This window comes from Aquamicrobium aerolatum DSM 21857, assembly GCF_900113935.1.
Taxonomy (GTDB): Bacteria; Pseudomonadota; Alphaproteobacteria; order Rhizobiales; family Rhizobiaceae; genus Aerobium; species Aerobium aerolatum.
Genome location: NZ_FORF01000004.1, coordinates 42,938 through 55,297, shown reverse-complemented (window position 1 = coordinate 55,297; position 12,360 = coordinate 42,938). Strand labels below are relative to the sequence as shown.

The 12,360-nt window shown below is 66.3% G+C and carries 17 protein-coding genes; all 17 read right to left on the bottom strand.

What is annotated here, in order from left to right; genetic code table 11:
* Positions 1-67: 67 nt before the first annotated feature.
* Complete coding sequence (locus BMZ42_RS04480) at positions 68-274, bottom strand: hypothetical protein (RefSeq protein WP_091519154.1); 207 nt, start codon at positions 272-274, stop codon at positions 68-70.
* 28 nt (positions 275-302) lie between these two features.
* Positions 303-3,845: a baseplate multidomain protein megatron gene (locus BMZ42_RS04475; RefSeq protein WP_175556633.1), complete on the bottom strand. Its 3,543-nt coding sequence runs from the start codon at positions 3,843-3,845 to the stop codon at positions 303-305.
* 8 nt (positions 3,846-3,853) lie between these two features.
* Complete coding sequence (locus tag BMZ42_RS04470) at positions 3,854-4,291, bottom strand: NlpC/P60 family protein (RefSeq protein WP_091519150.1); 438 nt, start codon at positions 4,289-4,291, stop codon at positions 3,854-3,856.
* Complete coding sequence (locus BMZ42_RS04465) at positions 4,288-5,163, bottom strand: DUF2163 domain-containing protein (RefSeq protein WP_091519148.1); 876 nt, start codon at positions 5,161-5,163, stop codon at positions 4,288-4,290. The genes BMZ42_RS04470 and BMZ42_RS04465 overlap by 4 nt, the downstream gene beginning before the upstream one ends.
* Positions 5,160-5,786 (bottom strand): DUF2460 domain-containing protein, encoded by a 627-nt coding sequence (locus tag BMZ42_RS04460; protein WP_091519146.1) that lies wholly within the window; start codon positions 5,784-5,786, stop codon positions 5,160-5,162. The genes BMZ42_RS04465 and BMZ42_RS04460 overlap by 4 nt, the downstream gene beginning before the upstream one ends.
* A 9-nt stretch (positions 5,787-5,795) precedes the next feature.
* Entirely contained in the window at positions 5,796-6,365 is a 570-nt protein-coding gene (locus tag BMZ42_RS04455; RefSeq protein WP_091519144.1) for a phage tail tape measure protein, read from the bottom strand.
* Positions 6,355-6,588: a rcc01693 family protein gene (locus BMZ42_RS04450; RefSeq protein ID WP_091519141.1), complete on the bottom strand. Its 234-nt coding sequence runs from the start codon at positions 6,586-6,588 to the stop codon at positions 6,355-6,357. The genes BMZ42_RS04455 and BMZ42_RS04450 overlap by 11 nt, the downstream gene beginning before the upstream one ends.
* Positions 6,585-6,917, bottom strand: a complete 333-nt coding sequence (locus BMZ42_RS04445) for a gene transfer agent family protein (RefSeq protein ID WP_091519140.1) — start codon at positions 6,915-6,917, stop codon at positions 6,585-6,587. The genes BMZ42_RS04450 and BMZ42_RS04445 overlap by 4 nt, the downstream gene beginning before the upstream one ends.
* Positions 6,917-7,330 carry a phage major tail protein, TP901-1 family gene (locus BMZ42_RS04440; protein WP_091519137.1) on the bottom strand — a complete coding sequence of 138 codons (414 nt, stop codon included), beginning with the start codon at positions 7,328-7,330 and terminating at the stop codon, positions 6,917-6,919. Before BMZ42_RS04440 ends, BMZ42_RS04445 begins: the two co-directional genes overlap by 1 nt.
* A 63-nt stretch (positions 7,331-7,393) precedes the next feature.
* Positions 7,394-7,804, bottom strand: a complete 411-nt coding sequence (locus tag BMZ42_RS04435) for a DUF3168 domain-containing protein (RefSeq protein ID WP_091519135.1) — start codon at positions 7,802-7,804, stop codon at positions 7,394-7,396.
* Complete coding sequence (locus tag BMZ42_RS17940; RefSeq protein ID WP_175556632.1) at positions 7,785-7,943, bottom strand: hypothetical protein; 159 nt, start codon at positions 7,941-7,943, stop codon at positions 7,785-7,787. Before BMZ42_RS17940 ends, BMZ42_RS04435 begins: the two co-directional genes overlap by 20 nt.
* Positions 7,940-8,275, bottom strand: coding sequence for a phage head closure protein (locus BMZ42_RS04430; protein ID WP_091519133.1), 336 nt, complete (start codon positions 8,273-8,275; stop codon positions 7,940-7,942). Before BMZ42_RS04430 ends, BMZ42_RS17940 begins: the two co-directional genes overlap by 4 nt.
* Positions 8,276-8,839, bottom strand: coding sequence for a head-tail connector protein (locus BMZ42_RS04425; RefSeq protein WP_091519130.1), 564 nt, complete (start codon positions 8,837-8,839; stop codon positions 8,276-8,278).
* Positions 8,840-8,924: 85 nt separating this feature from the next.
* Positions 8,925-10,181 (bottom strand): phage major capsid protein, encoded by a 1,257-nt coding sequence (locus tag BMZ42_RS04420; RefSeq protein ID WP_091519128.1) that lies wholly within the window; start codon positions 10,179-10,181, stop codon positions 8,925-8,927.
* Between the two features lie 5 nt (positions 10,182-10,186).
* The gene (locus tag BMZ42_RS04415) at positions 10,187-10,852 is read right to left on the bottom strand and encodes an HK97 family phage prohead protease (protein WP_091519126.1); all 666 of its coding nucleotides are present in this window, start codon (positions 10,850-10,852) and stop codon (positions 10,187-10,189) included.
* The gene (locus BMZ42_RS04410) at positions 10,839-11,207 is read right to left on the bottom strand and encodes a DUF6107 family protein (RefSeq protein WP_244523151.1); all 369 of its coding nucleotides are present in this window, start codon (positions 11,205-11,207) and stop codon (positions 10,839-10,841) included. The genes BMZ42_RS04415 and BMZ42_RS04410 overlap by 14 nt, the downstream gene beginning before the upstream one ends.
* A complete protein-coding gene (locus BMZ42_RS04405; protein ID WP_091519123.1) occupies positions 11,191-12,357 on the bottom strand; it encodes a phage portal protein in 1,167 nt (388 codons plus the stop codon). Before BMZ42_RS04405 ends, BMZ42_RS04410 begins: the two co-directional genes overlap by 17 nt.
* Positions 12,358-12,360 lie beyond the last annotated feature (3 nt).

Below are 12,360 nucleotides of genomic sequence, written 5' to 3'. Positions count from 1 at the left end.
GGCTGAACGTGAAATGAACAACACCCAGCCGGAGAGCACAAGCCCTGTCACCCGACTGCTCTTGCCGTCACCCGATCCGCGAGCGCGCACAGATGCGCCCGATAATGGCGGCAACGCCCGCTCCGGCGGCAATCGTCTGCAGGATCGCCTCAGCTAAAGCGTCCGTCTCGCCTTCCACCAGCGGAAAGCCCAGCGCGGCAGCGCCCAGCGACACCACCACCAGCAGCGACGCCCAGATCGTGCGCGACTGATACCATTGTTTCGTCATATCCATGATCGTCTCCTCTTGCCTTGTCTGATCGTCACGGCGCGCCGGCCTGCACCAGCCGCGCAAACAGCCCCGAACCGAAATCGTGTCCCGCCGGGCCGATGCGCCAGTGCAGCGCCAGCGACACCTCGTCGGGCGACAGGTCGATGCGCGGCACAGCCGAATTCAGCAGCACGAAATCCGCACCCACATTGGCCCCCGCCAGCGCCGCGCTGCCGGTCCCGGCCTGCCCGCGCAACAGCCCGGTCAGCTTCCACGTCGACGACGCGATCTCTTCGGCATCGGCGAACTGCACCACTTCCCACGCCCCGCTGGCCGTTCGCACCGCCGCACTGTTGGCCCCGTTGGCGAGCTGCATCATCGACACGCTTTCCAGCGCGCCGTTGAGCAGCTTCACCTCCATTTCAGCGTCTTCATCGAACGGCCCGCCCGCGCTCGGCTCCAGCGCCTGCGTCAGCCTCCCCAATGTCGCCGGTGCCTCCACCGCCATGCGCGCGACAAAGCCGGTATCTTCCGGCGAGGCATAGACGGCCTGCGTGCGCCAGGGCCGCGCATAGGCGGCGATGCGCAGATTGCCCCGCCCCGCCTGCGAGCCGGGCACTTCCGGCAAATTGAGCAGCACGACATGCGGTGCACCGGCAATCGGCGGTGGCGCCAGCGTCGGCATCTCGTTCACCGGCCCGTTCGAGGCCGCACGCCGTGCCACCCGCCGCGCCGACACCTGCCGTACCAACCCGATTTCCACATCCGTCACCAGATAGGTTTCGTCGCGTGTGCGTCCCGGCAGCGCGATCAGCGCCCCCGGCTCGATGTCGAGTGCCGACGCCGGTACGCCAAAGCCCAGCGTTTCACGCGCCACCCAGCGCCGCTGCACCCAGTCCGACACGAGCGCCGTCGCCAGCCCATGGTCGAGCGCGCCAGACAGGGTCAGGCTCGCGCTGCCAGCACCGGCAACGCCATGCGGCGTCGCCCGCGTCCGCGCCGTCTGATACTCGCGAAAATGATCGACGAAGCTCAGTTCCGCCTCGCGCGGCACGTCCTCTTCCGAAAGCCGCGTGCGCTCCAGCACCGGCGTACCCCTGTCGAGCACCAGATCGCTGACCGCCACCGGCGCGCCCCGCACCGCTGTTTCATCGCGAAACACCAATTGCCCACCGCGTTCGAACACGCCGATGCCGTGCAGATCGGTCAGCGCTTCCAACGCCGCGCGTGCTGTCGTCGGGGCGGCCACCAGAAACCCGCTCAACGCCCGCCCGACAAGCGACACATCCGCCTCTGGCAACCCATGATCTTCGAGGATCGCGGCAATCAGATCGCCCACCGCCACACCGCATACGCGCCCGTTCAGCCAATGTCCCAGCCGCCAGTTGACGTTGTCGCGCCAGACATCACTGCGCTGCGGAAAGGCCGGAAAAGGTCGCGCATCCCATGCCCACAGGCACAACCGCGACGCATCCACCATCCGCCCGCCATAAAGCGGCGACAGCGGGTTGTTGTCCGGATCGAACCAGGCGCTCGTCTCGTCCCAATAGTCGACATGCGCCAGCACCATGCGTTGCTGCGCAAGGTCAGATTGCTGCCCGGACGAATAATAGGGCGAGGCGTTCTCCGACGATTTGCCATCGGGAAACACGTTGGGCTGGTTCGCCCCCTTGTCCACCGCGGGGCAGCCAAGCTCGGTGAACCAGATCGGCTTGGAGCGCGGCACCCATGCGGTCGGACTGGCAACCTCTACCCCACCGATGCGATTGAAATGCCGGTTCTCCCACCAGCCGCGCAGATCCTTGTAGCGATAGGTCCAGGGCTTGCCATAAGCGCCATCGCTGATCGGCGAGCGCACCCGGTCGGCGCGGTCCTGCGCGCTGGCATAATACCAGTCGAACCCTTCCCCCGCCGCGATCTGGCCACGCATTCCGGCGCGGTCATAAGGCTCGCGGAACCCGTCCGGGCTCTGGCCGTCATGGTCGCTGTCACGCCAGTCCGAGATCGGCATGTAATTGTCGATCCCCACCGCATCGACCGCCGGATGCGCCCACAAGGCGTCCAGATGGAAAAACACATCACCCGAACCGTCAGGCGGCTGGTGGCCGAAATATTCGCTCCAGTCCGCGCCATAGGTGATCTTCGATCCCGCCCCGAGCACACCGCGCACCTCTCCCGCCAGCGCGCACAAGGTCTCGACAAACGGAAACGCATTTGCTCCGTCGCGCAGGGCTGTCAGCCCGCGCATTTCCGAGCCGAGCAGAAAACCATCGACTCCGCCTGCTGCCACCGCCAGATGCGCATAATGCAGCACCAGACGCCGATAGCCCCAGTCGTTCGCCGGACCGGAATAGCTGACCTCCTCGCCCGCAACGGAAAAATGCCCCACCTGCGCCGTGCCGCTGAACGCGTTCACCTCACTGCGAGCCGCGCCACTCTTGTCGTTCCCGGCCTCGCAAGTTATGCGCCCGCGCCACGGATAGGGCGGCTGCGACGCCCCGCCATAGGGGTTCGGCAGGCTGTTGTCCGGCGCAATATCCATCATCAGGAACGGATACAACATCACCCGCAGCCCGCGCCGTTTCAGTTCTGCAATGCACTCGATCACCGAGCGGTCCGAGGGCGTTCCGCCATAAGACGCTGAACCATCGACATAGGAGACATTGATCGCATCGGCGCGGTCCACGCCAGCGACGCTCCAAGGCTCCGAATAATCCGTCGCCTGATTGTCGATCACCGCCGGTCGCAACAGGCACTGTCCCGCGCGCAGATCATCGCCAAACCAGGTGACGATGACGGCCACTTCCTCAAGCTTCGGACACAGCGCCTGCAACTCGTCAAGCGAGGCGACCAGATCGGTCGGCCCGTGCAGCACATGGCGGTTGACCTGCACCGTCTCGCCCGGATTGGGCGTGCGCACCACCGCGCGCGGCAGCAGCCCATATTCGGTCGCCCCCGGCAGCAGCGCCACCGACCGGATCTGGCGGTGAAATTCCCCCACCGGACGCATCACCTCGAACTGCAATTGCGGGATGCGGTTGCCGTAGTCGCCGAGCGGAAACCGGTCGAGCACCGCATAGGCGATGCCGCGATAGGCCGGCGCATTGCCAGCCCCCTGCTTGGCCGCCACCAGCGGATCGACCGGCTGGTCCTCGCTGCCGCGATAGATGCGGATCGTCACCTGGTCGAGATCGACCTCGCGCCCATCGGCCCAGATCCGCCGCACCCCGGCAATCTCGCCCTCGCACAGCGCAAAGGCGGCATTGCAGAAATAGCTGTAGGTCGTCACCTTCGGCGTGATGCCCTTGCCGCCCTGCCGCTCGGTCCGGCTCGCCTCCTCGAAGCGCGTTGCCCAGATGACGTTGCCGCCGACCCGCATCGTGCCGTAGACGCGCGCCACCGGCGCCCCCTCCTCGGCCTGAAATGGCTGCATTCCCGACAGCCGGTTGCCCTCGATGTGGCGCGAGCCCTGCAACAGCGCCCGGTCCACCATGTACCCGGCCATCGACCCGGCCGCCGCGCCCAAAGCAGCGCCGACAGGTCCAAGAACGCCGCCAAGATACGACCCGGCAGCCTGCAGAAGAATGGTCGCCATGAACCTGCCTATCGTTGAAAATCGGGAAACGCGAAGACGCCGGCAATCCGCCGCCGCCATTGCGAAATCAGCGGCGAGATCGTCACCGCATGGCCTTCATAGGCATGGATGAACCGCCCGCTATCGCACAGGATTCCAAGATGCTTGGCCGGATGCTGCGCGCGCCACCGAAACAGCAAAATGTCGCCGGGCAGCGCGTCGTCGAGCGCCTTTTCGCGGCAGTTCCGCCGCGCCGCTTCCATCAGCCGGTCATGCCCGCCTGCCTCGGCCCAGTCGGCGCTATACGGCCCCGCCAGTTCCGGCTCGCAGCCATAAAGCGCGCGCCACACGCCCCGGATCAGCCCGAGACAGTCGCAGCCGACGCCCTTCATCGAGCCCTGATGGCGATAGGGCGTGCCGATCCACGCCACCGCCTCGTCCAGCGCCATCTGCGCCAAATCTGTCATGGCACCAGCGCTCCGCCGTCGAACACGCCGCCATCGGTGACATAGCCATAGGCGGCATCATTGCCCGGCAGATGCGGAAAGCCGCGAAAATTCTCTGCATTGCCGAATTTCGCCTTGCAGGTGGCAAACAGCCGGTCACACCCGGCAACGATGCTGAAATTGTCGCCAACCTCCGGCAGCCGCATTTCCGGTGGCAGCACCAGCAGCACGCCATGCGTCGCGATGCGATGGTCGAGCACCGGATAGACCCGCCCATTCAGCGCCCCGCCTGTCCAGGTCACATGCCCAAGCGCGAACCAGCGATTGGCAAATCCGTCGAGACCACTGACCCGCACCGCATTTGCGGCATCGCGCGCCAGCACAGTACCCGCCCCCTTGAAGCCCCCTGCGTCGAGATCGACCTTGCAGCGCCCATCGCCCAGTTCCGCATCGCAGACCCGGCGCAGGAAGCGGCCATTGGGTCGGTCGAGGCTTGCCATCACGCTTTCGAGTTCTGCAATGAACCGCCCATCGGCACGCACGATCTTGCCGATCACCGCCGTGCGGATCGTCTCCACCTGCGCCGGGTTCTGCCAGTTGACCAGCAGCGTCGTCACCCGCGCCCCATCGAACAGCCCCGCGGCAATATCGTCCTCCGCCAGTTGCGCAGAACTCAGCGCACCCTCGATATCGAGCTTGTCGATCCCCATGCCCAGCGACAGCCGTGCCTCGCTCTGCGCAAAGCCGCTCTGCGGCTCGTAGCTGAAACCGTCTACAACCAGCGCAACATCGTGGTCAGTGAACCCCATAGCCACCCCGTCGCGCCGCTCGACACGCCAGCATTGGCACACAGTGGTGCACCCACCCTGCAGATGGTCCCGCAACCCGTTCATGCCAAAATCTCCACGATTGGAATGGTCGGGATCTGCCCCGCCGTGAAGGCCGTCAGGCTCACCTCGATGCGCTCGGCATCGAACCGCGCCGCAAGGTCGAATTCGTAGCCGGCGCTGACCACCTGCCCCGCGCCGAGCGGTGTCGCCAGCGTCACCATCCCCGTCGCAAGATCGACCGAAAAATCGCTCGTCTCGACGCCATCGACCGCCACGCGCACCGTTTCGGCGACCGGCTTGCGAATCGGGCGGGCATAGGCGTCCGCACCGTCGCCATACCATTTCACCAGCTGAAACTGTGTCGCCGCGCCATCGCCGAGCCCGATCTGCTGGTCGCTTGCCGCCGGTTGCTGGTCCGGCCGGCACGATTTCATGTCGAACGGATCGCGAAACCGGAAGCCGTGAAAGGCCCCGCGCCGCGCCTCGAAAAACCCGAAGATCTCATAGAGATCGTTGAGCGAGCGCACCCCGGTTCCGGCATCGAAATGCCGCCGCGAATGCGCCAGCCGCAGATTGCGCTGCTCGCGCCCCGAGGTCAGCGCGACGATCTCCGTGCGCCGTTCCGGCCCGCCCGTCGCGCCGAACGACACCGCCACCGGAAAGCGCACATCATGAAAGCTGTCCATCCCGCCGCCTCACAGAGTTCTTGAGCCGCACGACACCGCGCGCGCCAGCATGCCGGTGATCTGCGCTTCCGATTTGCGAAACGAGGCGGCGTCCTGCGTGCTCACATTGAACACGACATTGACCCCGCGCCCGCCGCCGCCCGCCGCCACGCCCAGCTGCCCGTCCGGCCCGCGCTGCAGCGGCAGGATCGCTTCCGCCCCCGCCTCGCCCATCAGTCCGGTGCGGCCCCCGCCCATCGGAAAATAGGTCGGCGCGGCGACCACCCCGCCGCTGGCGAAAGGCGTCACGCCGCCGCCGACGACGCCACCATTGGCAAATGGCAAAATGCTGCCCATCCGGCCGCTGACGAGACTGGTCAGCGGCTTCATCCCCTGGTTCAGCGCCATGCCGGCAAGGTTCATCCCCACCCGCCGCAACACGTCCTCCAGCGACTTGCCACCGACCACCGCGTCCTTCATCGCGCCACTCAGCTGGGTGCCGAACGACGCCGACAACCGGCCAAGATCGGCCATCGCATCGGTGAAAGGCCGCGTGTCCGCCTCGATGCGCACCTGCACGCGCGCGTTGTCATCCGCCATGAATTTGGCCCTTGTTCACATCGGGAAAGAGTTTCATCAGCGTCTCGACGGCGCTGCGCTCCGGCGCTTCTACAATCCCGCCTGAGTGGGCACGCACTAGATGCGAAAGCTCCAGCGGCGTCATCGCCCAAAAATCGCGCGACGATAGCCGCAACAGGCCCAGCCCGAGGGCGATCACATCGTCCCACGGAAACCGGCGCGCTTCGCCTGTCGCGGCGTTCAGGGGTCCGCTGGTACGCGCTCCGCCGTGCCGAACGTGATAGCCAGCAACGCGCCCACCATTTGCGCGCAGCCCGCCACCCCGCCGTCAAACTGCATCGCCGCCACCTCGTCGTCGCTGACGCTGGCGCCCCCGCCGCGCAACCCCGCGCCGATAACCCGGATCAGATCGCGCGCGGCGAGTTCTCCGGTCGCAAAACGCTGCGCCAGCGCCGCCAGATTGTCGACCGCGAACGCCGTCTCCAGTTCCGCCAGCGCCCCCAGTGTCAGGCACAGCACCTGCGCCCGCCCGTCGATGACAGCCTCGATTTCCCCGCGCCGCGCATTCGCCATCACGCCGCTCCGAAGGTCAGCGCGCCAGCCGATTCCAGCGCCATGTCGAAGGTGATTTCGCCATCATGATTGCCGGTATATTCCAGCGCCGTCACCTGAAACGGTCCTTCGACGATGCCGAAATCCGGCACCACGATCTGCCAGGCAACGATGACGCTGCCGAAGAAATTCGCCCGGATCAGCGCATCCGACTGCGCATCCTTGAAGATCCCCGCCCCGCTCAACGACGCGCGCTGCACCCCTGCGCCACCCAGCAGTTCACGCCAGCGCCCGACGGATTCGGAATCCGTGATGTTCACCGTCTCGCTGTTGAACGAAAGCCGCTTGGTGCGCAGCCCCGCCACGGTGACGAACACCCCCGCCCCCGTGCTGTCGATCTTCAACAGCAGATCCTTGCCCTTCTGTGCTCCCACAGCGAGCCTCCCATCTTTGGGGCAGTGGGCAGCAGGCAAACCCCGCTGCCGACTGCCTATTGCCTACTGCCCATTTTCCGTAATCGCCCGAAACCGCACCACGCCGTGATAGACCGCGTGGTCGTCGTTGAACCGCACCTCTGCCGCCTCGGCGCGCAAGTTCACGAGCCGATGGCTTGCCAGCACAAGGCTTGCGTCGTGCAATGCAGCGCGGGCCAGTTCCATGATCTCCAGCGCCTGCTTCTTGCCGTCCGCCTTCGACCAGACATGCAGCGAGAACAGATGCTCGCTGCCGTCTTCCGTGGTCGTGCTCCAGTCCTCGACCGCGCTTCGCCCGAAAGTGATGTAGGGAAACGCAACGCTCGCCGGCGCATGGTCGTGGATGCGGTCCGGCCCGAGCATCGCCACCAGGGCCGCATCGCCGGACAGCGCGACAAACACCGCCTGTTGCAGTTCAAGTGCCGGTGAGGTCATCGCGTGCCTCCTTCACTCGCCCGGTTGCTGCCGCATCAACGCGGCGCTCCCCGGCCTCCACTTCTTCGGCGAGCTGGTGCGCCTTGCCGCGCAGCGCCCGCACCAGATCGTCGAGCGTCAACCGCATCGTCACCTTCATGGCAGCGCCTCGCGCACGCGGCAGACGAGATAGCGTCCGCTTTCATCCGGATCGTGCACCGTCACGATGTCGTACACCCGGCCTCCGCGCCGCAGCCGCATCCCCGCTTCGACACCGCCACGCATCCGCAGCGTCACCCGATGCGTCACGCTCTCCAGCGTCTGATCGGCGCCGAAACGCGATTGCGCCGACACCGGCTCTACCCGCGCCAGAAAAGTCGCCGCCTCGGCCCATGTCTTTTGATGCCCGCCCGCGCCGTCGCCGGTGAGCGTTGCCGTTTCCAGCACCAGCTCATGACGAAACGCGCCCGGATCGATGAATTCGCCGCGCATCTACAGCCTCCGCAGCCGCCACGGCGCGATCAGCCGCTCATACCCACTTGGGAACGACACCGGCTGCTGGCTCGCGCCAAAGCTGGCGCGAAACTCGAACCAGTGCGCCACCAGAACATGGATCGCGCGTTTCAGAAGGTCCGGCACATCGGTCGCCGCCTCGCCGAAACCGGCGGTAAAGTCGATCTCGATGCCATTCTGCGCATCGTGCAGCGGGCCGGCAAACACCAGCCGCGCCGGTCGCGCCTGCGGCTCCAGCCGATAGCGCGACGGGTCGACCAGCGATCCCGCGCCATCGGCATCATACACGGTCACGGACGTCACCTCGCGCACCGGATGCCGCCGTAGCAACACGACGCCCGAAGTCGGCAGTTCGTCGAGCGCCAGCCGCCAGCCCTGTTCGACCAGCGCCAGTCCGCAGGCCGCCTCGACCTCTTCGCGCGCGGCGCGGATCAGCCCGTTGAGCAGACCGTCCTCGGCGTCATGGTCGAGACGCAGATTCTGCTTGGCTTCGGTGAGCAGCACCGGCTCCGCCTCCGGCGGCACGGTTCGGAAAAGCGTCATGCTGACCTCAACATTCGGATGTTTCAACGAAAACGGCCCCGGACAAGACATCCGGGGCCGTCAAACCATGCAGTGCAGCCTGGGCTCAGCTTGCCGAAAACTTCATCAGCTTGATTGCGTCGAAATCCTGCATGCCGCCGCCAACGCGCTTGGTGGTGTAGAACAGCACGTAAGGCTTCGCCGAATACGGATCGCGCAACACGCGCACCCCCGCACGGTCGACCACCAGATAGCCGCGCCGGAAATCACCGAAGGCGATGGACGCGGAGTCCGCCGCCACATCCGGCATGTCCTCCGCCTCGACCAGCGGGAAGCCCATCAGCATCGCGCGTCCGCCTGCGGTCGCCGGCGGCTGCCACAGATAATTGCCGTCGACGTCCTTCATCTTGCGGATCGCGGCTTGCGTCTTGCGGTTCATCACCCAATGCGCGTTCTGGCGATATCCCGCCTTCAGCGCATAGACGAGGTCGATCAGCTTGTCGGACGGGTTGCTGGCGGCGAACTCGCCCGCCGCGCCGCTGGCGACATAGCCGATCTTGCTCCAGGCCCAGCCGGTTTCCGCAACCTGGTCATAGTCGAGGAACCCGCGCGGCTTGTTGCTGCCGTCGCCGGTGACAAACGCCTTGCCTTCCTGCTCGGCAAAGGCCGCCTCGACCTCGCTGGCGATCCACTGGTCGAGATCGACCACCGCATCGTCGAGCAAGGCAGGCGTCGCCGCCGGCATGGCGTAAAGCTCCGCCGTCGGGAACTGCAGCGCATCGAGCACCGGCGAGGCCGTTTTCGGCCGCACCGCCGTCTCGCCGACCCAGCCGACCACCGGCCCGGTCGTCATGAACGACTTTTTGTAGAGCGCGCTCGACACCTGCCGTACGCTGGCAATCGAGCGGATCGGCGACAGGGCTGCCAGACGACGCCCGATCTCGATTTCCACCTCGTCCGGCACGACATAGCCGCCATCGGGACCGGAGCCGCCCGACATGTCCTTGGCTTCCAGCCCGCGCAGCGCGCGTTCCTCGCCGGTGCGCATATAGGTCTCGAATGCCTGCTTGCGCTCCAGCGCCGCCGCCGACATTTCGCGTCCATCGCCGAGCGCCGGGCGTGCGCGCTTCAGCGCCATTTCATCGAGCTGGCGCTTCTGGCGGTCGAGCGCGTCATTGATGCGGTCGACCTTGTCGCTGGTCACGACATCGGCGCTCTTGCGGGTTTCGATCTCGCGCAGACGGCGGTCATTGTCGTCGCGAAACTGCGTGAAAGTGGTCATGAAGTCGTCGAAGGCGTCCGACAGCGTGGCATAGCCACCCGCATCGGCCTTCATTTCCGGCGCAACCATCTTGCTGGTCATCTGGCTCAATCCCTTGTTTCGATCAGTCGAGCGGCCCGGCGGATACGTTCCGCGAGCCCGTCCTGTGTGTCCCGCGCGGCGTCCCGCTTGCGCATCAGGCTGGCATAGCCGCGCGCAATCACCGTGCGCGCCTCTGCCCGTGTCAGCTTCGCGTCCCGCGTCAGCCAATTTTCGAATTCCCGCACCGTCGGCAGGTCCGCCGCCGCGCCCTTGACGGCGTTAATGCGCGCCCCCGGCAGCATCGGAAAGGTGACGACGGAAATCTCCCACAGATCGGCTTCGAGGATACGGCGCAGGCCCGAGCCCGTGTCCTTGCGCGCCTTCACCGTGCGAAAGCCGATCGACAGCCCGTCGAGTGCGCCGCTGCGCATCAGTTCGCGCACCTCGCGGGCGCGGCCCACTCCCGGCGTCAATTGTCCGCGCACGAACAGGCCGCGCGCATCCTCGCGCAGTTCCAGCCAGGTGCCGAGCGGCTCCGCCGGATCATGCTGGTAGAGCATGCGCACGCCGCCCGCCCCGCGCTGGCGCAGCGAGCGCGCAAACGCCCCCGGCTCCACCACATCCTGCGCCAGATCCGGCTTGCCGAACAGGCTGGCATAGCCGGAGAACGTGCCGTCCTGCGCCACCGCGTCGATGGCGACATCGACGAATTTGCGTTCACGAGCGCCCATGGCCGCTCCTCTTCTGCCCGGAAACCTTGAAGGCGCGCAGGATCAGGCCGAGCGCCCACCAGGCGCACAGGCTCGCCGCTGCCGACCCCATCAGCACCAGCTCGAACGGCCCGAGACTGTCGGCAATGCCGAGTTCGACCGCGATTTTCAGGCCCACCGTGCCGCCGAACACCAGCCCGGCCGCCACGCCGACACCAAAGCGAATACCCGCCTCGCGCCGTTCAGCCGGCAACACATAACCAAGTGAGATTGCCGAGCCGGCGACGGCGCCTGCCGCCTTGGCCAGCCACAGCCAGAATGGATCAACCATCAGGATTGCTTCCCGCGCCGCAGGGCGCTCAGTTGCGAGGACCATAGCCGACTGCCTCCCTCTTCTCGTCGTCGGAAAGGAATTCGGCTGCCCCCAGCCGCGCCCACAGCGCCTCGCGTTCGGCGGCAAGGCCGTCGATCTGGTCGGCGTCGCAGGCTAGCCTCAGCCGGTCGCCGTAACGCGGTCCCAGCCAGGCGGAAAATTCGGAAGCGGTGCGCATCACCAGCGGCAGCACCGTCATGCGGTAGAAGGCGCGGTTGGCCTCCTGATAATTGGCGTAGGTATTGTCGCCCGGAATGCCGAGGATCATCGGCGGCACGCCGAAGGCGAGCGCAATGTCGCGGCTTGCGCCATTGCGCGCCTCGACGAAGTCCATGTCCTTCGGCGTCAGGCCCATCGCCTTCCAGTCGAGCCCACCTTCCAGCAGCATCGGCCGCCCGGCGCGGCTTGCGCCCGAATAGCCTTCCTCAAGCTCAGCTTTGAGCCGGTCATACTGGTCTTCGGTCAAATTGCCGCCATCCTTGGGGGCATAGACCAGCGCGCCGGAGGGCCGGGCCGAATTATCGAGCAGCGCCTTGTTCCAGCGGCTCGCCGAATTGTGCGTATCGAGCGCCATCAGCGCGGCACGCAACGGCGCAAAGCCATAATGGTCGTCGAGCGGGTGGAACAGCCGCAACTGCATTGCGCTTTCGTGTCCGCCAAGATTCACACGGCGCTTCGCGTTGCCCTGGCGATAATCCAGCCCGACCGGCCATCCCGCCGCGTCTGTCACCATAGTCACCCGGTCGGGCCGCAGCAGATGCAGTTCGCGCGCCTCTCCGGCCTCGACGACTTCGACATAGGCGTTGCCCGCCATCAGCAGGTGCCCGTACAGCGTTTCCAGAAATGCGATGCCGCCCTGCCGTCCATTGGGCTGGCCGAGCAGCGCCAGCATCGGATGCGCGCTCAGTTCGGACGTGTCTTCATAAAGCAGCCACGGCACCGCCGCCGCCGCTTCGGCGATCATCCGCACCGCCCGATGCACCACCGGATTGCGCATGAAGCCTTCCCGCGCCAGCGCGCCATAATCACTGCGCGTCCATGTCGGCTCGCCCTGCGCGTGCAGGGAAACGAAACCGCCGCCCGACTTGCGTTCCACGCCCGCATCCCGCTCTATCGCTTGGGAAGCTTTCGCCCATGGCCAGTTCCAACCCATTAT